Source organism: Pseudooceanicola batsensis HTCC2597, assembly GCF_000152725.1.
Classification (GTDB): domain Bacteria; phylum Pseudomonadota; class Alphaproteobacteria; order Rhodobacterales; family Rhodobacteraceae; genus Pseudooceanicola; species Pseudooceanicola batsensis.
Genome location: NZ_CH724131.1, coordinates 2,735,412 through 2,758,154, shown reverse-complemented (window position 1 = coordinate 2,758,154; position 22,743 = coordinate 2,735,412). Strand labels below are relative to the sequence as shown.

The following is a 22,743-nucleotide window of genomic DNA, read 5'->3' as shown; positions in this document are numbered from 1 at the left end:
CCCGCCCGGCCGCCGTCCCGAAACGGGGCGGCGTCGCATTCCGGAGACACTTTGACGTCAGGTCAGGTTTTTTGGCCCGCTGCATTGATGCAACGTGGAAAATCCATTCAACTGACGGTAGGAAACCGTCGACAGCAATCCCGAAGGAACCGCGCGTGGCACCTGCTTTCCGATGCCTTGGGGCACATCTCCTGCAATACAGAAAGTGCCTGACGGCGCTTTGCGTGACCGGTACGCTGGCTCTGACCAACGGGGCCCTCGCGCAGACGGCCTCGGACATCACCCCCGAAAGCTTTGCGCCGCCGCTTCAGCGGCTGGACGGCGCGGTGGTCTTCACCGGACAGGTCGGCACGGCCGCGCCGGCCGGATCCGAGGCGATCGGCATCACGCTTTCGGGTGTCGCGCTGCGCGATCCGCTTCCGCAGATGGCCGCGGCGAACCAGGCCTATGTCGACCGGCTGACCCGTGGCCGCATTCCGGTGTCGGAACTGTTCGAGGCGACGGCCGATCTCGAGGCCGCCTATGCCGAGGCCGGGTTCATCCTGGCCCGCGTGGTCCTGCCGCAGCAGCAGTTGCAGGACGGCGGGCGGCTGCAGGTGGTGGTGGTCGACGGGTACATCGAAGAGATCGACACCTCGCAGGTGCCGCAGGAGATCCGTCCGCGGATCGACGCCCTGACCTCGGGTCTCGTGCAGCGGCGCGGGTTGCGGCAGGGCGAACTCGAGCGGCGGCTCCTTCTTGCGGGCGACGTGCCCGGCACCGCCCTGCGCTCGGCCATCGCGCCGGGCAGCGACAGGGGCGCCGCGATCATCGGGCTCGATCCGCAATACCAGCGGGTCACCGGCTTTGTCGGGTTCAGCAATTCGGTGGGATCGGAACTGGGCAGCGTCGCCCTGGACGCCGGGGTCGACGCGAACAGCGCCTTCGGTCTGGGCGAGACGCTCTATGCGCGGATCTCGGGGGCACCGCAGGCCCTCTTTTCGGGCGATCCGCGCAGCCGGATCATCGCCTTCGGCGGCGTCGTGCCCGTCAACTTGTCCGGCACCAGCGTGAACCTCGAGTTCACCTTCAGCGACACCACGCCCGACAACCCGGTCGCACCGGCCCGGTCGGATTTCGACCGGCAGTCCCTGCGCGTGATCCATCCCTTCATCCGGGGCCGGCAGTTCAATCTTTCGGGGCAGCTCGCCCTCGATCTGCAGCAGGACCGGCAGACCCTCGTCGGCGGGGCGGATATCTATTACGACCGGCTCGCCGTGCTGCGGGCCACCGGGAACCTGACGTACCTGCACAACGACAACGCCTTCACCTCGGCTTCGCTGACGCTCTCGCAGGGGCTGGACGGGCTGGGCGCCCGGACGGCGGCCAGCGCCGCGGGCGGAACACCCCTGTCGCGCGCGGGCACGGATGCGACCTTCACCAAACTCGCGGCGACGGTGTCCCATTCCCGGTCGCTGACCGAGTCCATCTCGCTCTCGCTCTTCGGCCGATTCCAGTCCTCGTTCGGAAGCCCGCTGCCCAGTTCGGAACAGTTCAGCCTCGTCGGCGCCTCGGAGCTGTCGACCTTCGACAGCGGCGCGCTCAAGGGCGACAGCGGCTGGCTGCTGCGCGCCGAGGTCTCGACCCGGTTCGAGTCGCAGGTCGGCCAGGTGCCCTTGCGCCTGCACCCATACGTCTTCCTGGCCGGCGGCATGGCGCACCTCGCTCAGCCGACCGCGCTTGAACAGGCCAAGACGAGGGCAATCGCTTATGGTATCGGTATAGATATTTTCACGGCCACGAATTCCAGCTTCCGGTCCAGCAGTCTCAGGATCGAATTCGGAAGAGGAGAACGCAACGATGCGGTTCCGGACGACAATCGATTCAGCATTTCGGGGACTTTCCGGTTCTGACCGGCCACGCCGCCTGAAACCGGCCCTGCTCGGCGGTGTGGCGGCCTGCATCTGTCTTCCCGCCATGGCCGATCCGCTGCCGACCGGAGAGAGCGTCGTCGCGGGCCAGGTAAGCGTCGCCCGTCCCGGCGCGACCCACATGACCGTCACTCAGGGCAGCGATTCCGCGGTGGTGAACTGGCAGGGCTTTTCCATCGGTGCGGGCGCGCATGTCGATTTCCGCCAGCCCTCGGCCAGTTCCCGCATTCTCAACCGCGTCACCGGCGACACGACCAGCGCGATCCACGGGCGCCTGACGGCAAACGGCCAGGTGCATATCGTCAATCCCAACGGCATCTTCATCGGCCCGACCGGGTCGGTGAACACCGGCGGGTTCGTGGCCTCGACCCTGGGCATCGATACCGACGACTTCCAGGCCGGGCAGTTCGATTATTCCGGCGGGGGCAATTCCGCCACCGTCACCAACGAGGGTCGCGTGATGATCGGCCGGGGCGGTTACGCCGCGCTGATCGGGGGCCGCGTCCGCAACAGCGGGACCGTGGCCGTGCCGCTGGGCCGGGTCGGTTTCGCCTCGGGCGAACGGGTGACGCTCGACGTGTCGGGCGACCAGTTCCTGCAGGTGGCCGTCCCGACCGGCGGCGCGGACATGGATGCGCTGATCGAGAACACCGGCACCGCCAGCGCCGAGGGCGGGCTGATCGAGATGCGCGCCGCCACGGCCCGCCATGCCGCCCGCCATGCGATCAACCTCTCGGGGCTCGCCGAAGCACGCTCTGTCGCGGTGCGCAACGGCACGATCATCCTCGGCGGCGGGTCCGGCGGCACGGTCACCGTCTCGGGCACCGCGACCACCCGCACCCGGCAGGGGTCGAGCGCGAGCACCACCGGCGACCGGCCCAAGATCGACCTGACCGGGCAGAAGATCGCCCTGATGGGCGCGCGGATCGTCGCCAGCGCCGATGGCGGGGGCGGCGTGGTCCGGATCGGCGGGGATTTCGGCGGCGAGGGCTATCTGCAACATGCCGAGACGGTAACGGCGGATGCCGAGACGCATATCGCGGCCGATGCCCTAGACACCGGCGACGGCGGCCTGATCGTGGTCTGGTCGGACCAGCGCACGACCTTCAGCGGCGCGCTCAGCGCGCGGGGCGGGGACGCCTGGGGCGACGGCGGCTTCATCGAGGTCTCATCGAAGGAAACGCTGGCCTACTCCGGCCGTGCCGATACGCGCGCCGCGGCCGGCGCCTGGGGCACGCTGCTGCTCGATCCCGAGAACATCACGATCAATCCGGGCGCCGGGGGCGAGGACGATCTCGAGGCGAACCTAGCCTCGTCGAATGTCGTGCTCGACACGTCCAACAATGGTGTCAGCGATGCGGGCAACATCACGATCAACGCAGACATCGACTGGAGCGCAGCCACCGGCCTTTCGATGTTCGCCGACAATAACATCGACCTGAACGGGGCGATGAACGGGCCGAACGGCCGGCTCACGCTGAATGCCTTCAATACGATAACGCCGGCGGCCGCGGCCGTGATCGATGTGGACAGGTTCGAGCTCCAGCAGGGGCTCTGGTCCCAAGTCGGCACGATCGCCGCCTTCTCGGCCGCCGATTTCCGCATCTCCAGCGGGTCCGATTTCCTGCGCGCGCTCGGCGGCGACGGCAGTAGCGGCACCCCCTACCAGATCACCGATGTCTACGGCCTCCAGGGTCTCGGCGGCAACATGCTGTCCGGGATGAGCGTAGTGCTTGCCAACGACATCGACGCCAGCGGCTCGGCCAGCTGGACGGCCTTCAACGGCTCCGGATTCGAGCCGATCTTCCAGTTCCAGGGCGATTTGGACGGCGCCGGCTTCACGATCTCGGGCCTCGCGTCGAGCGGGTACGGCGACGGGCTGAGCAACTCGGGTCTGTTCGACACGATCGGCATGGGCGCAACGGTCCGGGATCTCACGATTTCGAACGCCAGCATGGGTGGTGCCGATTCCGGCATCCTGGCCGCCCGCAACGACGGCACGGTGCGCAACGTGCGCGTCAGCGGCACGATCGCCAGCGCGGGCTACGACACCGGCGGGCTGGTCGGGTACAATACCGGCCTGATCGAGGACAGCGTCGCCGCCGTTGCCGTCTCTGCGAACATCACCAACGATTCCTCGAACTTCATCGGTGGCTTCGTCGGGGTGAACGACGGCACGATCAACCGCTCCAACGCCACCGGGGAGGTGAGCGTCGTCAATGTCGCCACCGGCAACCTGATCTACGCGGGCGGTTTTGTCGGCCGGGAGGGCAGCGCCTTCACGGTCAACGATTCCCATGCCCGGGGCGACGTTTCCGTGGACGCCGGGGCCGCTTCGGGCGCCACCGTCTATGCCGGCGGGTTCGCAGGCGCGATCCTCGGCACGATCAACCGCTCCTATTCCACCGGCGCCGTGTCGACTTCGGGCGACGCGACGTTCAACTCCGGCGGCTTCGCGGGGGAGGATTTCGGCTCGAACGGCGGCAACTTCTTCGACACCAACACCTCGGGCTTCTCGAGCAGCCCGGGCGCGACCGGTCTGACCACCGCGCAGTTCCAGGACACCGAGACCTTCATCTCGAACGCCTCGGGCTTCGGCTGGGACTTCGCCTCGGTCTGGGCGCCGGGCGACACGGGCTTCTATCCGGTGAACTATTCCACCTCGCCCGTCGTTCTGGCGACGCCGGATGCGCTCTCGGTCCAGTACGGGCTGACGCCCTCGGCGACGGCCACCGGCACGGTCGCGGGCGGGCCGGGCAGCTATGTCTTCGACGGCGACAACGACACGCTCGACACCTCTCCGATCTTCGCCAGCCTCAGCTTCTCGGGCCAGACCGTGGGTGCCCAGAGCTTTACCGTCGACGGTTCCGACCTGACGAGCACGCAGGGCGTCACCTACCGCGTGATCGACCGGGTGGGCAGCGCGACAGTCACCGCAGCACCGCTGACAATCACGCCCGACAACATCTCGAAGACCTATGGCACGGCCGTCACACCGACCGCCTTCTCCGTCACCTCCGGCACGCTCTATTTCAGCGACACCGTGGATGACGTGTCGCTGTCCTCGGCGGGCGCCGCAGCCACGGCCGAGGTCTCGGGGTCGCCCTACGACATTACGGGCTGTTGCGCCACGGGCACGGGCCTGTCGAACTACAGCATCACATATGGCACCGGCGCGCTGACGGTGACGCCGGCCCCCCTGACGATCACCGCCGACGACAGCTCCAAGACCTACGGGCAGAGCTTCACGCCCAACGGGTTCTCAACCTCGGGCCTGCTCTTCTCGGACAGCGTCGAGAGTGTCGAGCTGACGTCGGCCGGATCCGCCGCCTCGGCCACGGTCAGCGGGTCGCCCTACGACATCGTCGCCAGCGGCGCCTCGGGCTCGGGTCTCGGCAATTACGACATCACCTATGTCTCGGGCGCGCTGACGGTGAACCGGGCGCCGCTGACCATCACGGCGGACGACGCGAGCAAGACCTACGGCACCGCGCTGAACCCGACGGGCTTCACGACCACGGGGCTGATGTTCTCGGACACGGTGGACACCGTCGATCTGAGCTCGGCCGGATCGGCCGCGACCGCCACGGTCGCGGGCTCCCCCTATAGCATCGACGGGTCGAACGCCTCGGGCTCGGGGCTCGACAACTACAATGTGACCTATGTCCCCGGATCGCTGACCGTGACGCCGGCGTCCTTGATCATCACGCCCGACGACGTCTCGAAGACCTATGGCCAGGATTTCACGCCCATGGCCTTCAGCACCACCGGGCTGGTGAATTCGGACACGGTGGACAGTGTCACCATGACCTCGGCCGGCTCGGCCGCGACGGCTACTGTCAACGGGGGGCCTTACAGTATCTCGTCCTCCTCGGCGGTCGGCAGCGGGTTGTCCAACTACACGATCAGCTACGGGTCGGGCTCGCTGACGGTCAATCCCGCGCCCCTGACCATCACCGCCGACGACGCCGTGAAATTCTTCGGCGACACCTTCACGCCGACTGAATTCTCGGTCGACGGGCTGCAGAATGCCGATACCGTGGACGACGTCATGCTGACCAGCAGCGGCTCTCCTGCCAGCGCGACGGTCGAGGGCAGCCCCTATCCGATTTCGGCGGGCGGCGCGTCCGGGACCGGACTGGACAACTACATGATCTCCTATGTCGACGGCAGCCTCACCGTGGCAGAGCCCGCCCCCGACGACACGACCCCCGTGCCGCCGCCGACGGTGGTGGATTCCGGCCTGCCGAACCCGCCGGACACCGTCATCGTCTTCGGTGACGGAGGGGACAACACGGACGGAACAGCAGGCGCCGGCACGACCGGAGGCACCGGCACCGGCGGCGAGACCGAAGCCGCCCGCGAGACGCTCGAGGCCGCGCAGGCCATCGCGCAGGGTTTCGAGGCCGACTTCTCGGCCTGCGATGCCCAGGGCGGCGGCGGGCTTGGGGCGCTGGCCTGTCTCTCCGACGCGCTCGACGACTTCGCGAGCGAACTCGACAGCATCTCGACCGACCTGCCGCCGGGGATGGAGAATGTCGGCCAGATCGTCCAGACCGCCCGCGCGCGCATCGACGGTGCCCGCAGCCGCGCGGCGCAGCGCCTGGCCTCCGCCCAAACCGATGCCGAACGCCGCGCCATCACCGCCGAGGCCGTGGCCGAGGCGCAGGGCGCGCTGGATACGGCGTCAAACGAGATACGCAAGGCGATCTCGCTGATCCGGGCCGAGGATCCCGAACTGGCCGCCGTGCAGACCGCCACGGTCAACACGGTGAGTTCGGCCCTCGACACCGCCGGCATCCAGCTGAGCCGCGTGGTCGAACTGTAAGGAGGAGACATGTACCGCCTGATCGTCGCCTGCCTCGTCTGGTGCCTCTCCGGCACCCTCGCGCTGGCGGAATCGCGTCTCGCCTTCGTCGTCGGGAATTCGGCCTACCGCTCGGTCAGCGCGCTCGAGAACCCGATCAACGACGCGCTGGACATCTCGGTCGCGCTCGAGGGGCTCGGCTTCGACGTGATCCTCGGCAGCGACACCTCGATGGAGGAGATGCGCACGGGCATCCGGCATTTCGCGGAACGCGCCGAAACCGCCGATGTGGTGCTCTTCTACTATGCCGGCCACGGGTTCCAGGTGAGCGGGCAGAACTATCTGGTTCCGGTGGATGCCGAGCTGACCTCGATCGCGGACCTGCAGGACCAGACGGTGCCTGTTACCGACATCATGACGGCGATGCAGAAGTCCCGGGGCATCAAGCTGGTCTTCCTCGACGCCTGCCGGGACAATCCCTTCGGCGTCGGGATGGAGACCCTGCCCGGCGTGGATACCGGCCTCGCCCGGGTCGGCACCGCGGCGGATTTCATGTTCGTCTACGCCACGCAGCCGGACAATGTCGCCTATGACGGGACCGGGCGGAACAGCTTTTTCACCGAGGCCGTGCTGAACCACATCTACACGCCCGGCCAGGACCTGGCCGAGCTGATGGTCTCGGTCCGGCGCGACGTGCTGGCGGCCACCGGGGGGCGGCAGGTGCCGTGGGAGAATTCCTCGCTCACCCGGCTTTTCGAGTTTGACCAGAGCCCCGAGACCGTTTCCGAGGAAACCATGCTCTGGCAGGTCGCGGCGAGCGAAAAGGACCCGGGCCTCATGCAGCTCTACATGGAGAGGTACCCGCAAGGCACCCATGCCGAGGATGTGCTGGCCTTTCTCGATACCGGCACCCGAACCCGAACGCTGGGGCTGAAGGACGAAGAGGCCGAGGCTTCCCGGCTCTGGCACCTGGCTCGCCGTTCGCGGATGCGGCCGCTGTTGGAATACTACGTCGAGACCTACCCCGACGGCGCGAACGCGGCCGAGGCGCGGCGCTTGCTGTCGCTCATCCCCAGGGCCGAGGACAGCACGCCTGGCGGGATCTGCGAACGGCTGGCGACCCATCCCCGGGACGCGACGGCGGCCAATTCCGGCGTGCCCTTCTCGCGCCTGCGCGAGAATGCGCTGACGGCGATCCAGGCCTGTTCCGCGGCCGCCGCGCAGTCGCCCGAGCTGCCGCATTACACCGCCCTACTGGCCCGCGCCACCGCGGCCTCCGGCGATTTCGACCGCGCGATCCAGCTCTACAAGAGCGCCTCGGACCGCGGCGACCTGCGCGCCATGGTCAGCCTGGCGCAGCTCTACGAATCCGGCACCGGCGTTCCCCTGGACCCGGCCACGGCACAGTCGCTCTACGAACGTGCGGCCGAGGGCGGAAGCCCCGACGCCATGATCAACCTCGCCGTCTCGCTCTTCACCGGCGCCCAGGGCACGACGGATGCGGAGCGCGGCGTCGCCTCCTGCGCCGCGCGCCGAGTCGGTTGGCCAAGGGGAGTTCAACCTCGGCGTGCTGGCACAGGACGGCGTGATCGACACGCCGGAGGCCGCGCTGGAGTATTTCGAACGGGCCGCAAAGGACGGCGAACACGCGGCCTATCGCGCCTCGGCCATCCTGCTCGACGAGGGTCGCGGCGTCCCGCGCGACCCCGAGCGCGCGGCGAACCTCCTTCTTCGGGGCGTCGCGGAGGACCGGGGGACGCTGATCAAGCACCTGACGGAAGCGACCAACGAATGGTCGCGCGACACGCTCATGGCGGTGCAACAGCGCCTCAAGACCGCGGGGTTCTACGCCAGCGCGGTGGACGGCCTGCCCGGTCCGAACTTCACCTCGGCCCTGACCCGCTGGCGGAACGGTGGCTTCAACGCCGACGTGCTCGTGAATTGAGACAGGCCGGCGCGCCGTCCTGACGGGGGCGTCCCGGCGCGGAAACCCGGGGACAGCGCGGCTTGCGAAAGCCGATCCCAGACCCGGAGAGACCGGCGCATCGAAAGCGGGGGACGGGTGCTGTTCGAGGGCGAACCCGGACGCGCTCCGCAAGCCTGTCGACCACATCCCGCCACGTTGGCGGCCGCGCCGTCCGCGACCGTCGCCACGTCAGCCCGCTTCACTCTGCGGCAAGGGGCTTTGCCCAGTCCTCCCAGGCGGTACCCGTGGCAAAGACCGGTCCGTCCCAGAGGAACGGGACCTGGTGGATACGCGTCGCGCGCCCGTCGACCTGGACCACGTAGTAGGCCGGAGGCAATGGCCCGCCAAGGAGCATGCGCGGCTCGGCGAAATCCGGGATCGACTGGTTGCCCAGGGACGGCACGGAGGAAAACGGAATCCCGCAATAGGAGCCGTGGATCGGGGCATGGACGTGACCGAAGTGGATATAGTCGATCACGGTACTGTACCGCTCGAACAGGGACTTCAGCCCGGGACGATCCTGCGCCACCATGGTGATGAGATCCTTGGCCGGGACGCCGACCTCCATCGGACCGTGATGCATGAAGATGCGCGCGTGATCCGCTGCGGCGAGTTCTGCCTCGAGCCACGCAAGGCGGTCGGCGCCGAAATGGCCGGCGTGAGTCTTGGGTGCACAGCTGTCGAGATAGATCAGCCGGGTGTCATCCAGGGTCTCGGCGTGGTTGACGTAGCCGTTCGCATCGCAGGGATGGTCAGTGAAAACGCTTTTGAACCTCTCGCGGTCATCGTGGTTTCCGATCAGCAGGCGCACCGGCACGGCCTGCTCTGTCAGGACGTTCTGCAAGACCTCATAGGCCGCGCGCTCGCCCCAATGCGTCAGATCCCCGGTGATGACGATACGGTCAGCATCGCTGTGGTGGGCGTTCACGTGCTCCAACGCCTGCGCGAACCGACGGTGCGGATCGAGGCCGCCCATACGTTCGCCCGGAACGGTCAGGTGGATATCTGAGAGGTGGATCAGTTTCATATCGGCGTCTCTTTCGGCCTTCTGCTTGGGAAATCCTCTTCGGGAGGGGCGGGGAGAGCAAAGCTCTTCCCGCCGGGGCGCCGCGCCACCGCGCGGCACCGATGCTCAGCCGTTGGGCAGCAGGTCGCTCACTTCGTCGACCAGTTCTTCCTGCAACTCTCCCATGTCCGTGGCGTCGCCGATCACGATGCGCTCGATCCCGTCATAGATCACCTGCGTGATCGCCAGACCGTTGTCGCCCGGATAGGCCAGCCAGTCGCGCAGCAACGGCAGCTGATCGACGGCGGTCTGCTTGTTCGGGTTCTGCTCGTAAAAATCCGCGAGGATGATCTCATTGGCAGCCTTGTTCGGCGGCATGTAGCCGGTGGTCTTCGCGACTTCGGCTGCACCTTCACCGGAGGTGATGAACTTCAGCCAGGTCCAGGCGGCTTCCTGCACCTTCGGGTCCTCCGAGGTCGAGGTCAGGAGCGCGGCGTTGCCCCCGGCGGGCAGGCCCTCGGGCGCCTCGCCCATGCCCGGGAAGGGGCCGGTGACCAGTTCGAAATCGCCCTTGGAGCGTTCGACGGCCCCCAGTGCCGAGGTCGACCAGAACATCATGCCGATCTCGCCTGCCGAGAACGACGCCAGCGCCTCTTTCCAGCTGAGGTTCTTCATCTCGCAGCCGGTGAAGATCTGCTGCATCTGCTCCAGCGCGGCCAGCGCCTCGGGCGAGTCGAGCTGCATCGCGCCGTTTTCGACGATCGCCTTGTCCTGCGACCACATCAGCGCCTGCAGGAACCAGTTGCCGGTGATGTTCCAGCCCCAGAACATCGGGTTCTCGATTCCGTTGGCCTTCATCGTCTCGCAGGCGGCGATCACCTCGTCCCAGGTGGTGGGCAGGGTCTCGATGCCGCCTTCGGCGAGAATGTCCTGGTTATAGTAGCCGACCGGCAGCGACACCGAGAAGGGCAACCCGTGCACCTCTCCGTCGAAGCTCGACAGCGACAGCATGGCGGCGTGGTAGCCATCCTTTTCGAAATCCGTTTCCTTCGCGATGAAGGGTTCGAGCGACTTTGCGATGCCCTTTTCGACGAGGATCTGCTGGCGGTTGAGGCCCTGCATGGTCACGTCGGGCAGGTTGCCGGACACGGCTTCGCGCAGGATGGTGTTCGTACCGTCCTCGTAATCCTCGTAGGTGGCGCGCATCATCACCTCGATATTCGGATGCGCGGCCTTGAAGGCGGGCATCATGGCCTCGTAGGTGACATCGAAGAGGTGAGAATAGGGATAGGCGAATTCGATGGTTACAGTGTCTTCGGCGAAGACGGCCGTGGCACTGAGGGCCAAGGCGATTGAGGCTGCGGTGCGTTTCATACTATTGTGTCCTCTCATGAGCTGTCTCGGAGCGGGCGGTTTGGCGACTTGACCGCTCCTTGGCTTATCCCGATCGGGATCTCTGTGGTGTAGGGCGGGCCTCGGCCTGCCCTACTTCATTCCGGAAAGCGTGATCCCCTCGATGAAGCGGCGCTGCGCCAGCAGGAAGGCGACGATCAGCGGCGTGACGATCACCGTGGCCGAGGCCATCATCGGCCCGAACATGGACCCATCGGCCCCGCCCTTGAACTCGCGCAGGCCGAGGGGTGGGGTGAAGAGGTCCCGATTGCCGGTGACGACGATGCGCGGCCAGAAATAGTCGTTCCAGTGTGCGACGACGCTGAAGATCGCAAAGGCCAGCAGCGCGGGAATGGCGGTAGGAAGCATGATGCGCCAGACGATGGCGAACTCGCTCATCCCGTCCATCCGCCCCGCGTCGATCAGATCGTCCGGTACCGTCAGAAAGAACTGTCGCATCAGAAAGATGCCAAAGACCGAGATGGTCCAAGGGACGACGAGCGCCGCGTAGGTGTTCGTCAGGCCCAGCTTGGCCAGCCCGATATAGAGCGGCAACGCCACCGCGTGCACCGGGATAAGCAAACAGAAGAGGACCAGACCGAAGACGGCCTCGCGCCCCCAGAAGCGCAGCTTGGCCAGCGCATAGGCGGCGGGCAGCGCCACGACGACCTGAAGGGCGAAGATCGACAGGGTCACGATGACGCCGTTCGCCAGATAGCGCAGCAGCGGCGCCTGCGTGAAGGCCTGGCTATAGTTGTAGACCGCCGGGCGCATGGAACAATCCGCCTCCGCCTCGCTCGCCAGCGCCTTGCGGATCGCGTTGTCATCCATTCCCGGAAAGCGCGCGGAGGCGGCGGCGATGTCATCCCGGTTCGGGTCGCGCAACTTGACGCATTTCTCGTCGACCATCAGTTCTTGCCGGCCGAAAAAGCCCCCCTCGCCCCGGTCGATCTCCCCCGGGCTTTTGAAACTGTAGCTTACCATGGTGTAGAACGGCGCGATCACGATCAGGGCGCCGAGGATCAGGACAAGGTGCTTCCACCACTCGCGAGTCATCCGTAATGCACCTTTCGCTCGACCAGCCAGCGCTGGATCAGGGTGATCATCAGCACGAAGCCGAGAAACATCATGGTGATGGCCGACCCGATGCCGATCAGGTTCTGCTCGACGCCCTTTTCGAAGATCGCGAACATCATCACGTAGGCCGATTTCCCGGGCCCCGCGCCGATCGGGTAGAACGCCTCGATCGTGTCGAAGACCTGGAAGGAACGGATCGAACTGATGGTGACGACGAAGACCGTGGTCGGCCCCAGTGCGGGCCAGGTCACCAGCCGAAACCTTTCCCAGCCGGATCGCGCGCCGTCGATCTCGGCGGCATGATAGAGCTCACGATGGACCGAGGTCAGCCCGGCCAGGTAGAGCACCATGTTGAAGCCGAAGCCCTGCCAGATGCCGACAAAACACACGACCCAGATCGCATAGCGCCGGTTGCCCAGCCACAGCGGCATGCCCTCGGCGCAATGCATCGCCAGCCAGGGCCAGAGCGTTTCGACCCAGGTTCCGCACCCCTTGGCGAGGGTCTGGTTCACCACTCCGATCGTGGGGTGCAGCATGAACTCCCACGCAATGGACATTGCGATCAGGGTGGCCATGACCGGCAGGAAATAGATCGTCTTGTAGAGATCGCGCAGCCGCGTCAGCGAATTGATCAACAGCGCCGCGCCCAGCCCCAGCCCGACCGAGATCGGCGTGACCGTCAGCACGTAGGTGAAGGTGGCAGTGAACATCTTGGCATAGGTCGAGCGGGTGAGCAGCTTGTCGTAATTCTCGACGCCGACCCAATCAAAGCCGAAATTTCCCAGCGAGTAGTTGGTGAACGACAACACAGCGGCGATCGCCACCGGGGCGAGCAGGATGAGAACCATCAGCGCCAGCGCCGGAGCGGTCAGCATCCACGCCGTGCGTCGTTGACGCCGCGCGGGATCGGCCGCTGACAGCTGTTGCGGGCTGAGGATGGTATCGGTCGCGGTCATCACAGTACCGCCTCGCGGTGCCGGTTGGCGGCAGGCCGTCGAAGATCGCGCAACCGCTTGCCCGCCCCGTCGAAGACCAGCGCCGCCGCCGGATCGAAAGACAGTGCGACCGTGGCGTCGAGGCGCAGGGACGAGCGCATCCTCGGGCTGGCACGCAGGACCACCCGATCTTCGAGACCGGGAACCGCCACCTGCGCGAAGAGATCCGATCCGAGATTCTCGAAATGGACCACGCGGCCCACCAGCGGTGCGCCGGCATCGGCGACCACCAGGGCTTCGGGGCGAAGGCCGATGCGCACGCCCCGGGCCCCCGACGGGACAGCCAGATCCAGCGGATGCCCCATGACCGACAGCCGACCGCCGTCGCCGACATCCGCAGGCAGCAGGTTGATCTTGGGCGAGCCGATGAATTCGGCCACGCGCAGGTCTTCGGGGTCGTCATAGACGACGCCAGGTGCCGCGCATTGCAGGATTTCGCCCCCCATCATCACGGCGATCCGGTCCGACATCGTCATCGCCTCGACCTGGTCGTGCGTGACATAGACGAAGGTTGCGCGCAGCTGGCGGTGCAGTTCGGCGATTTCGGCGCGCGTATGCACGCGCAGCTTGGCGTCGAGGTTCGACAGCGGCTCGTCCAGCAAGAACGCGGCGGGCTCGCGCACGAGCGCTCGGCCCAGAGCCACGCGCTGGCGCTGTCCGCCCGAGAGCTGCCCCGGCTTGCGTTCCAGCAGGCCGTCTATGTCGAGCGTGCGCGCCGCCTCGGAAACCGCGCCGGCGATCTCGCGGCCCCTGGCGCGCGCGCCCGGCATCAGGGAACCGATGACCGGCAGCCGCTGCGCCGCCGTCAATTGGCGCATGCGAAGCGGCACGGCGATGTTCTCGCCCACCGTGAGATGCGGATAAAGCGCATAGGATTGAAACACCATCGACAGGTTCCGGTCCGAGGCGCGCACTCCGGTGACGTCTTCTCCGCCGATCAGCACTTCGCCGGAACTCTGGGCCTCCAGCCCGGCGATGATCCGCAGAAGCGTAGACTTGCCACACCCCGAGGGACCGACAAGCGACACGAATTCGCCATCGGCTATATCGAGGGAAATGCCGCGCAGGACGCGCGTCTCGCCGAAAGTCTTGGCAATCTGTCTGAGTATGAGCCCGGCCATGTGATACCCCCACGTTCTGCCATGGTCTTACGTGCAACAGACGTCAGGCATGTAACGTCATATTAGCGAAACTTAAGGGTGCGATACGGCGCTCAACCCGAGAGACCCTCATGCGCCCCAACCATCACCAGTTCACCGCTTTCGCCTATGTCGTCCGAGAGGGCAGCTTTTCGGCTGCGGCCGAGCGCCTCGGCGTCTCGCAATCCGCGGTGACCCAACAGGTGGCAAAGCTGGAACGCAATGTCGGGGCCCAGCTGCTGATCCGCGGCCGTGACGGTGTGCAGGTCACGCCCACGGGCCAGGACCTCTATACGCTCGCGGATCGGCTGGTGGCCCTGGACAGCGCGATCGCAGAGCAGCTTGAAGGCTTCGCCTCGATGAAGGACGGGCGGATCAAGATCATTGCCAATGCGCCTCAACCGACGCTGAAGATCATCGCGCGCTTTACCGAGCGCTTTCCCGGCATCCACGTGGACTTCGGACTGCACGACTGGACCACGGCGACCGGCATGATCCGCAAGCGACTGGCCGATGTCGGGCTCATCACCGACCCGCCCCGGTCCGAGGACTTCGTCCATCACAGGCTGCAGACCACGCGCTACGTGGCTTACTGCCGACAGGACCATCCTCTGGCCGGCCGGTCCCGGCTCCGCCTCGCCGACCTGCAGGACGAGACGATCATCCTGCCTGAAGAAGGCTCTCTCACGCAGCGCGTGGTGAAGGCAACGCTGCGAAAGCGCAGCCTGCCCATGCCGCGCACGGTGACCATGACGACCTTCCCGGTGATGTGCGAAGCGGTCCTGCAGGGCATCGGCATCGCGCTTTTCCTGCGCGACAGCAGCCTGATCGACGAAGGCATGGTCGAGATCGAGGTCGAGGAGTTCGATACCCTTCACGAAATCTGGCTGGTGGCAACGAAGGACCGAGCGCGGCTCCGCCTGGTTTCCGAATTCGTGGCAACCGCAACATCGACAGTGTTCTGAGCTGTCGTGATCCGTGTCCCGATGAGTGGTCTCCGCACGTGGCTCGGGGCCTCCCTGAACGCCGCCGCGCCTGCTGCGTCCCCGACAACCGGACCGTCCGACTGCGGGGGCGCCATCCACCCAGCCTTCGTCGATGAGAGATAAGCGGAAGCGCACGCAGCAGCGCGGCGACACTCGTCCGAGGTCCGCAGCAATTTCTGGAGCCGCCGAACGGTGCGGACAACAAAAAATCCGCTTCCCTCGCGGGAGCGGCTTCATATGTTGGTTGGGTGCGGGAGCCCGCATTGGACTCAACCGAACCCTGCCGGTGTTCACCGGTCCGTAGCGAGACTGTCGCGACGCAACCGGCGATCGACGCCGGTGCACTGCGGGTCAGCGGTCATTGCTCTGCGCTGCTCCCGGTTGCCTCGGCTTCCGGCGTAGCAGTGGTCGCGCCGACCTGTCGCGCTGGCTTCTCAGTGCCCTTCGCGTCGGCTGCCCCCTCCGCTTCCGCGGCCTTCTCGGCGGCGCGGTCTTCTTCGTCCGCCTCCAAATGCATCTCATCGACGATCTCGGGGCGCAGCGGGTGCTTGGCGGTGGGGCGGCGATTGGGCGCGGTCGCCACGCGCTCGAGCGCGAAGAAGAGCGGAGCCAGCGCCTCCTCGTCCATCGCCGCGATCAGCTCGGGCATCGTGTCGGCGATTGCCTTCGTGACGCTCGGCTAGTCCTCGAACCACGAGCGCTTCGATCTCGTCATCGGCTACGACGCGGACCGCATCCGCGACAGGCGAGACGCGCGATGCCATGCCGGTAGACCCAACCGCCGCAACCGCAAAGCCCTTACGAGCGTCGACCGGACCCTCTACGCGCTGCGCAGCAGTCGTGAAGCGCTGCTCCGGGCGCCGCAAGAACACCCGCCGCGTCGCCACGAGTTTCCTCGGCTTCGTCGGCATCGGATGCATCCGGTTTTGGATCAGTCGCTTTGCCGACACGTCCGTGCTACCGCACACATCCGGAAATCAAGTCGAGAAAAATCCCCGGCCGGCCGCACCAACCTCGGGCTGCCCCGGTTATGCTGCCTTGCGCCGCGCGCGTCGCCGCATCGCGCCGAAGCCGGCCAGGCCTGTGAGAAGGAACGCGGCGGAGGCAGGCAAGGGCACCACGGTGGTGTCGTACGAGACAACGATGTTGTCCAGCCGATGTTCGTTAGAATTCCGTGAGAAAAGGACCGACGTGACATCGGTGAATCCGAGAGGGGTCAGCGTCGCATAATCATCGACGGCCGTCGACCCCGAAGTTACGGCTTGCGATCCGACCGAAAAGTCACAAGTAGGTCCGCAGGAATAATCGAAACTGATCAAGGAAAATGCGCCGCCCCCCGTCCGGGTAAGCGTGAGACTCGTCGTCAACGCATCGAGAAAAATGCTCGAAGGCGGGTTGCCAGTGCCAATTATAAAAAGATCGCTTCCTGCGATCTCGAAGCCGTCCTCGACGTATGGGCTGGCAAAATCGCCATACAATGTACCGAAATCCAGTGTGACCTGAACGGATCCGGCATTGGCCGTGTTTGCGGTCAAGCCGATCGTCGCAGCAACGGCGAACGCGGCAAGGCCCGCGCGGGCGCATTTCAAAGATGCCATGCACAAATCCTCCATACGACAGTTCGTTAAAAAAATGAGAGATCTTGAGCAAACATAGCTTAAGTAGGAGAGTCAACGTTTATCCGCCGAACGGGAACCGTCGGCTAATGGCTCGACCTCCAGTCCGAAGCACGCCAAGACGAGTTGACAAAACGCCTGATCCACGACCGGATGCATGCCATATCGACGAAGCCGAGAAAGCTCGGCGCGGTCTTGACGTAGCGAGTTGCGACGCGGTGGTTCTTCGTGAGGCGTCCGAAACAGCGTTCCGCGAGGTTGCGCAGCGGGTAGTGGGTCCGGTCGACGCCCTCGCGCGCCTTGCAGTTGGGGTGCATGGGGAATACCGGGAGGGCATCGCGCGCCTCGGCCCAGTCGCGGATGCGGGCCGCGTTGTAGCCCTGGTGGTTTGAGGGCTGGCCGGGCGTCATGTGGGTGCGCGTACGCAGGCCCCAGCGTTGCAGCGGAGGTGAATCTTGGCCGTCTTGCCGCCTCGCAAGCGCCCGAAACCCTATCTCAAAGTCCCCCCCTCTTGCTGCATTCTCAGGCGCCTGAACGACCGTGCTATCGATCATCCAAAGCCGGGCGGGCGGGCGCTTGAGCTTGACCGCGCCCTCGTTCAGCGCTTTTGGGATTGCCTTCCACAGTCTGCCGGCACAGAACGCTCACTCCGCCCCGGTATCGGCCCTCGCACCATCGTATCGCCCAACCACGGTCGGGCGGCGTGAATGACAGCGCGGCGGTCAGGGAGGCAAAAGCGCCGGCGGCCTCTCCTACGGCTATGCTCGCGGCCAGGAGACTGGGACGCTCGTCATCGACGAGGACGAAGCCGCGATCGTGCGGCGGATCTTCCGCGAGTATATCGAAGGCAAGTCACCCCTGAAGATCGCTGCCGGCCTGAACGCTGACCTGATCCCCTCCCCGGCCAAGGGCACGAGGCGCAAGACCTCGGGACACTGGAAGCATAACACGATCAACGGTAACCCCGAGCGGGGCACGGGGATTCTGAACAACGAGCTCTACGCGGGACGACGGGTCTGGAACCGCCTGCGCTATTCGAAGGACCCGACCACCGGTCGGCGGGTCTCACGCCTCAACGACCGTTCGAAGTGGACGGTCGTCGAGACCCCGGACCTGCGCATCATCGACGAGGAGACATGGGCGGCGGCAAAGCAACGCCAAGCCGCCATGCGTGCGCGGCGCGGCAAAGCCGAGCCGGGGACGAGCACGCTTGCCGTGACCCGCGACAACCGCCGCCGGAAGTATCTGCTGTCGGGCCTGGTGCGCTGCGGCCTCTGCGGAGGTCCGATGACGATCGCCGGGGGCAACCCCAAGGGCGGCAAGCGGCGCTACTACTGCGCCAACGCTCGCGAGAAAGGGCCGGCCGTCTGCAAAGGGATGCCAGGCGTGCTGCAATCGAAGATCGAGGAGCTAGCGCTCTCGGGCGTCCGCCACGGCATGATGCAGGACGCGGCCTACGATCAGTTTAGAGCGGACTTCGAGGGGCACCTGCGCGCCACCCAATCCACCGTCGGCGAAGACCTCCGGCTGCGCGACAGGATGATCGCCGAGCAGCAGGCCAAGGTCGACAACATCTTCGAGGCCATCGAGACCGGTGAGTTCTCCCCGCCGCTCGTCGCACGCCTGAACAAGCTACAGGCCGAACTCGACCAGATGAAGAGCCAGCGCGAGGCGGCGACTCCGGCCCCGGTGGAGCTGCCCGACGATATGCCGGCGCTCTACCGTGCGCATGTCGCGGATCTCGTGGGGATGCTGTCGGACCCGTCGGTGCGGGACCGGGCGTCCGACGCACTGCGCGAGCTGATCTCGGCCGTGATCGTCCGCCCCCACCCGGGCGGCGGGCACGAGGTCGAGCTCGAGGGCAAACTGTTGGAGATGCTCACAAAAGCAAAGCCCGCCGGAGAGGCGGGCTTTCGGTCGAACCAGAGTTCGCTTGAGTTGGTTGCGGGAGTAGGATTTGAACCTACGACCTTCAGGTTATGAGCCTGACGAGCTACCGGACTGCTCCATCCCGCGCCAGTTGCGCACCTCAAATCGTGTAGGGTTTGAGGCACATCGAAAGAGAGAAATCTTGAGGGCCTTGCTAGGTCTGGCGGTGACCTACTCTCCCACGTCTTGAGACGCAGTACCATTGGCGCGACAGCGCTTAACGGCCGAGTTCGGGATGGGATCGGGTGTTTCGCTTGTGCTATGACCACCAGACCAAGAAAGACCCTCAACACGCGTTGTTCAAATCGCTGATACACTGTGATGTGTATGCTTCTGATTGTCCGTATCGGCCAGTCCTGGCTTCTACTGGATCAAATCAAGCCTATCGGGCAATTAGTACTGGTCAGCTGAGTACGTTACCGCACTTACACCTCCAGCCTATCGACGTGGTCGTCTACCACGGCCCTCAGGGATACCTTGTTTTGAGGGGGGCTTCCCGCTTAGATGCCTTCAGCGGTTATCCTGTCCGATCATAGCTACCCTGCACTGCCGTTGGCACGACAACAGGTCCACCAGTGGATCGTTCACCCCGGTCCTCTCGTACTAGGGGCAACTCCTCTCAAGTATCCTACACCCACGGCAGATAGGGACCGAACTGTCTCACGACGTTCTAAACCCAGCTCACGTACCTCTTTAAACGGCGAACAGCCGTACCCTTGGGACCTGCTCCAGCCCCAGGATGAGATGAGCCGACATCGAGGTGCCAAACACTGCCGTCGATATGGACTCTTGGGCAGTATCAGCCTGTTATCCCCGGCGTACCTTTTATCCGTTGAGCGATGGCCCTCCCACTTGGGACCACCGGATCACTATGGCCGTCTTTCGACTCTGCTCGACTTGTCAGTCTCGCAGTCAGGCTGGCTTATGCCATTGCACTCAACGAGCGATTTCCGACCGCTCTGAGCCAACCTTCGCGCGCCTCCGTTACGCTTTAGGAGGCGACCGCCCCAGTCAAACTACCCGCCACACAGGGTCCCGGGCCCCGATAAGGGGTCGCGGTTAGACATCAAGCGAAGCAAGGGTGGTATCTCAAGGATGGCTCCACCCAGACTAGCGTCCGGGTTTCAAAGCCTACCACCTATCCTGCACATGCTTGGCCTGATGCCAGTGTGAAGCTGTAGTAAAGGTGCACGGGGTCTTTCCGTCTAACCGCGGGAAGCCTGCATCTTGACAGGCAATTCAATTTCGCTGAGTCGATGTTGGAGACAGCGGGGAAGTCGTTACGCCATTCGTGCAGGTCGGAACTTACCCGACAAGGAATTTCGCTACCTTAGGACCGTTATAGTTACGGCCGCCGTTTACCGGGGCTTCAGTTCGGAGCTTGCACCCCTCCCTTTAACCTTCCGGCACCGGGCAGGCGTCAGACCCTATACGTCGTCTTGCGACTTCGCAGAGCCCTGTGTTTTTAGTAAACAGTCGCCACCCCCTGGTTTGTGCCCCCAGCCACTAGTTGCCTAGAAACTGGGCCTCCTTCTCGCGAACTTACGGAGGTATTTTGCCGAGTTCCTTCAACATCGTTCTCTCAAGCGCCTTGGTATTCTCTACCAGTCCACCTGTGTCGGTTTCGGGTACGGTCCTACGGAGGGCTATTTCCAGGGACTGCTGAACGGCCCGACCAATCCGATAAGGTCGAACAATCTTCGCAATCCGTCACCATCTCCTGGCCCAGGAATATTAACCTGGTTCCCATCGACTACGCCTTTCGGCCTCGCCTTAGGGGCCGGCTTACCCTGCTCAGATTAGCTTTAAGCAGGAACCCTTGGACTTTCGGCGACAGGGTCTCTCACCCTGTTTATCGCTACTCATGTCATCATTCTCGCTAGTGATCTCTCCACCGGATCGCTCACGCGCCGGCTTCATCGAAAACACCTCGCCTCCAATGCGCCCGAAGGCGCTAAGGAGGCATGGTGTTATGTCACACTACGCTCCGCTACCATGCACTACGTGCATCCTCAGCTTCGGCTCATGGCTTGAGCCCCGTTACATCTTCGCCGCAAGACAACTTGTTTAGACCAGTGAGCTGTTACGCTATCTTTAAAGGATGGCTGCTTCTAAGCCAACCTCCTGGTTGTTTTGGTCGTCTCACCTGCTTTCCCACTTAGCCATGAATTAGGGGCCTTAGCTGGAGGTCAGGGTTGTTTCCCTCTCCACGACGGACGTTAGCATCCGCCGTGTGTCTGCCATCTAGTACTCCCGGGTATTCGGAGTTTGGTTAGGATCAGTAAGCCTGTGGGGCCCCATTACCCATCCAGTGCTCTACCCCCCGGGGTATTCGGATGACGCTCTACCTAAATAGATTTCGCGGAGAACCAGCTATCTCCGAGTTTGATTGGCCTTTCACCCCTAGGCACAACTCATCCCGACCTTTTTCAACAGGTGTGGGTTCGGACCTCCAGTTAGTGTTACCTAACCTTCATCCTGGTCATGCCTAGATCACTCGGTTTCGGGTCTGATCCATCTAACTCATTCGCCCTATTAAGACTCGCTTTCGCTGCGCCTACACCTAACGGCTTAAGCTTGCTAGATAGACCAAGTCGATGACCCATTATACAAAAGGTACGCCGTCACAAGACTGGACACTAATGACAACCTAGAAGGGGATCGAAACCCTGAATTGGATGGTTTCGAGGCCCGGGTTGGTTGATGACAGCTCGGCATTCGACCGGTGGTCGTAACTGATGCCGATACGCATCCCGTTTCTGGTTTGATATCCGAGTTCGGCACCCGATCGGAATTCGACCGTATGGCCGAGATCGGGTCCGCTGCCGCGGCTGTAGATGCCGGGCATCAGATGCAGCTGGGCGTAAAGCCCGGTATCTGCCAGTGTGGCGGTCCATGCGGCGCCTGCCCCGATCCACGCGTCTCCGCGGGTCGTGACCGATGCGCCGACTATGGGCTGGAACGGTCCGAACGTCCGACCGAAATCGTACCTGAGGTAGATTTCTTCGTCGACGCTCGCCCCCTGGTATTGCACCTCGCCGAAGCTGAGTGCGATACGGTCACGTTCTTCGCCGGAGGCGAAGCATCCGCTTCCGCAATGATTTACTCCCATGTCGGTCAGCGATGCGACCAGGAAAAGGGCTGCCAGGGTTCCGTCCATGTCTCTGCTCCACTTTGCTTTCGCTCGTGGTAGCCGAGACCGCCGGGATTGTCATTAGAGTCCAGTCAAGCTCCGACTGATTGTAGGCATTCGGTTTCAGGTACTGTTTCACTCCCCTCGTCGGGGTGCTTTTCACCTTTCCCTCACGGTACTGGTTCGCTATCGGTCAGTAAGGAGTACTTAGCCTTCGAGGGTGGTCCCCCGATCTTCAAACAGGATTACACGTGTCCCGCTCTACTTAATACGTCCAATCGAGCTTCCTATACGGGGCTGTCACCCGCTATGGCCACGCTTCCCAACGTGTTCTAGTCACTCTCATGGCTCGGCTGGTCCCCGTTCGCTCGCCACTACTAGGGGAGTATCATTGATTTCCTTTCCTCCGGGTACTTAGATGTTTCAGTTCCCCGGGTTTGCTCTTAAAACCCTATGTATTCAGGTTAAAAGTACCTGTTTCAGCCAGATATAAATCGCCCGAAGGCTATTATATCGAACTGTCAGGTGGGTTGCCCCATTCGGAGATCCATGGATCAAAGCTTATTCTCAGCTCCCCATGGCTTATCGCAGAGTATCACGTCCTTCATCGCCTCTTACTGCCAAGGCATCCACCAAACGCCCTTCTCGCGCTTGATTTGATCCAGAAGAAGACAGGCTTGCGCCCATCGCGGTCATATGCGGGCTGGTTCGTCCGCTGACCTCTATCCTGGATCAAAAGCATACTATCCCGCTCGATCCCGAAGGATCGAACTTTGCCATCCTTACG

At 64.3% G+C, this 22,743-nt stretch carries 13 protein-coding genes, 1 tRNA gene, 2 rRNA genes and 1 pseudogene; 6 read left to right on the top strand and 11 right to left on the bottom strand.

Features of this window, described 5'->3' with window-relative positions:
- Positions 1 to 224: 224 nt before the first annotated feature.
- From OB2597_RS17220 to OB2597_RS22570, 4 genes and pseudogenes are all read left to right on the top strand, one after another.
- The gene (locus OB2597_RS17220) at positions 225 to 1,892 is read left to right on the top strand and encodes a ShlB/FhaC/HecB family hemolysin secretion/activation protein (protein WP_009806887.1); all 1,668 of its coding nucleotides are present in this window, start codon (positions 225 to 227) and stop codon (positions 1,890 to 1,892) included.
- Positions 1,840 to 6,738 (top strand): MBG domain-containing protein, encoded by a 4,899-nt coding sequence (locus OB2597_RS17215; protein WP_084658869.1) that lies wholly within the window; start codon positions 1,840 to 1,842, stop codon positions 6,736 to 6,738. The genes OB2597_RS17220 and OB2597_RS17215 overlap by 53 nt, the downstream gene beginning before the upstream one ends.
- A gap of 9 nt (positions 6,739 to 6,747) precedes the next feature.
- A pseudogene (locus OB2597_RS17210) lies at positions 6,748 to 8,109 on the top strand (caspase family protein); the annotation flags it as partial.
- A gap of 106 nt (positions 8,110 to 8,215) precedes the next feature.
- Positions 8,216 to 8,662: an SEL1-like repeat protein gene (locus tag OB2597_RS22570; protein ID WP_238529760.1), complete on the top strand. Its 447-nt coding sequence runs from the start codon at positions 8,216 to 8,218 to the stop codon at positions 8,660 to 8,662.
- 220 nt (positions 8,663 to 8,882) lie between these two features.
- On the opposite strand, the gene OB2597_RS17205 is transcribed toward OB2597_RS22570, so the two are convergent.
- The 5 genes from OB2597_RS17205 to OB2597_RS17185 form a co-directional block, all read right to left on the bottom strand.
- Positions 8,883 to 9,710 (bottom strand): metallophosphoesterase, encoded by an 828-nt coding sequence (locus OB2597_RS17205; RefSeq protein ID WP_009806883.1) that lies wholly within the window; start codon positions 9,708 to 9,710, stop codon positions 8,883 to 8,885.
- 105 nt (positions 9,711 to 9,815) lie between these two features.
- Positions 9,816 to 11,063, bottom strand: a complete 1,248-nt coding sequence (locus OB2597_RS17200) for an ABC transporter substrate-binding protein (RefSeq protein WP_009806882.1) — start codon at positions 11,061 to 11,063, stop codon at positions 9,816 to 9,818.
- A gap of 111 nt (positions 11,064 to 11,174) precedes the next feature.
- Positions 11,175 to 12,137 carry a carbohydrate ABC transporter permease gene (locus OB2597_RS17195; RefSeq protein ID WP_009806881.1) on the bottom strand — a complete coding sequence of 321 codons (963 nt, stop codon included), beginning with the start codon at positions 12,135 to 12,137 and terminating at the stop codon, positions 11,175 to 11,177.
- Positions 12,134 to 13,114, bottom strand: a complete 981-nt coding sequence (locus tag OB2597_RS17190; protein WP_050759250.1) for a carbohydrate ABC transporter permease — start codon at positions 13,112 to 13,114, stop codon at positions 12,134 to 12,136. The genes OB2597_RS17195 and OB2597_RS17190 overlap by 4 nt, the downstream gene beginning before the upstream one ends.
- On the bottom strand, positions 13,114 to 14,274 hold the full coding sequence (locus OB2597_RS17185; RefSeq protein ID WP_009806879.1) for an ABC transporter ATP-binding protein: 1,161 nt from the start codon (positions 14,272 to 14,274) through the stop codon (positions 13,114 to 13,116). The genes OB2597_RS17190 and OB2597_RS17185 overlap by 1 nt, the downstream gene beginning before the upstream one ends.
- A 110-nt stretch (positions 14,275 to 14,384) precedes the next feature.
- On the opposite strand from OB2597_RS17185, the gene OB2597_RS17180 reads away from it, so the two are divergent.
- Positions 14,385 to 15,257: a LysR family transcriptional regulator gene (locus OB2597_RS17180; protein WP_009806878.1), complete on the top strand. Its 873-nt coding sequence runs from the start codon at positions 14,385 to 14,387 to the stop codon at positions 15,255 to 15,257.
- Positions 15,258 to 15,636: 379 nt separating this feature from the next.
- Here OB2597_RS17180 and OB2597_RS17175 read toward each other — a convergent pair whose 3' ends face one another.
- The 3 genes from OB2597_RS17175 to OB2597_RS17165 form a co-directional block, all read right to left on the bottom strand.
- Complete coding sequence (locus tag OB2597_RS17175; protein ID WP_009806877.1) at positions 15,637 to 15,927, bottom strand: hypothetical protein; 291 nt, start codon at positions 15,925 to 15,927, stop codon at positions 15,637 to 15,639.
- Between the two features lie 379 nt (positions 15,928 to 16,306).
- Positions 16,307 to 16,876 (bottom strand): VPLPA-CTERM sorting domain-containing protein, encoded by a 570-nt coding sequence (locus OB2597_RS17170; protein WP_161601046.1) that lies wholly within the window; start codon positions 16,874 to 16,876, stop codon positions 16,307 to 16,309.
- Between the two features lie 104 nt (positions 16,877 to 16,980).
- Positions 16,981 to 17,304: a transposase gene (locus OB2597_RS17165; RefSeq protein ID WP_009806875.1), complete on the bottom strand. Its 324-nt coding sequence runs from the start codon at positions 17,302 to 17,304 to the stop codon at positions 16,981 to 16,983.
- 382 nt (positions 17,305 to 17,686) lie between these two features.
- On the opposite strand from OB2597_RS17165, the gene OB2597_RS22765 reads away from it, so the two are divergent.
- Positions 17,687 to 18,877, top strand: coding sequence for a recombinase family protein (locus OB2597_RS22765; RefSeq protein ID WP_407636178.1), 1,191 nt, complete (start codon positions 17,687 to 17,689; stop codon positions 18,875 to 18,877).
- Here OB2597_RS22765 and OB2597_RS17155 read toward each other — a convergent pair.
- The 3 genes from OB2597_RS17155 to OB2597_RS17145 form a co-directional block, all read right to left on the bottom strand.
- Positions 18,834 to 18,910 (bottom strand) — tRNA-Met (locus OB2597_RS17155). The two genes, OB2597_RS22765 and OB2597_RS17155, sit on opposite strands and share 44 nt — an antisense overlap.
- A 71-nt stretch (positions 18,911 to 18,981) precedes the next feature.
- Positions 18,982 to 19,096: ribosomal RNA gene (gene rrf, locus OB2597_RS17150) — 5S ribosomal RNA — on the bottom strand.
- 99 nt (positions 19,097 to 19,195) lie between these two features.
- Positions 19,196 to 22,613: ribosomal RNA gene (locus OB2597_RS17145) — 23S ribosomal RNA — on the bottom strand.
- Between the last annotated feature and the right edge of the window lie 130 nt (positions 22,614 to 22,743).

Coding starts and splice junctions, on each gene's coding strand:
- OB2597_RS17185 (WP_009806879.1), bottom strand. CDS start 14,274: ATGGCCGGGCTCATACTCAGACAGATTGCCAAGACTTTCGGCGAGACG.
- OB2597_RS17180 (WP_009806878.1), top strand. CDS start 14,385: ATGCGCCCCAACCATCACCAGTTCACCGCTTTCGCCTATGTCGTCCGA.
- OB2597_RS17175 (WP_009806877.1), bottom strand. CDS start 15,927: ATGCCCGAGCTGATCGCGGCGATGGACGAGGAGGCGCTGGCTCCGCTC.
- OB2597_RS17195 (WP_009806881.1), bottom strand. CDS start 12,137: ATGACTCGCGAGTGGTGGAAGCACCTTGTCCTGATCCTCGGCGCCCTG.
- OB2597_RS17190 (WP_050759250.1), bottom strand. CDS start 13,114: ATGACCGCGACCGATACCATCCTCAGCCCGCAACAGCTGTCAGCGGCC.
- OB2597_RS17205 (WP_009806883.1), bottom strand. CDS start 9,710: ATGAAACTGATCCACCTCTCAGATATCCACCTGACCGTTCCGGGCGAA.
- OB2597_RS17215 (WP_084658869.1), top strand. CDS start 1,840: ATGCGGTTCCGGACGACAATCGATTCAGCATTTCGGGGACTTTCCGGT.
- OB2597_RS22570 (WP_238529760.1), top strand. CDS start 8,216: ATGCGGAGCGCGGCGTCGCCTCCTGCGCCGCGCGCCGAGTCGGTTGGC.
- OB2597_RS17170 (WP_161601046.1), bottom strand. CDS start 16,876: ATGGCATCTTTGAAATGCGCCCGCGCGGGCCTTGCCGCGTTCGCCGTT.
- OB2597_RS17165 (WP_009806875.1), bottom strand. CDS start 17,304: ATGACGCCCGGCCAGCCCTCAAACCACCAGGGCTACAACGCGGCCCGC.
- OB2597_RS17200 (WP_009806882.1), bottom strand. CDS start 11,063: ATGAAACGCACCGCAGCCTCAATCGCCTTGGCCCTCAGTGCCACGGCC.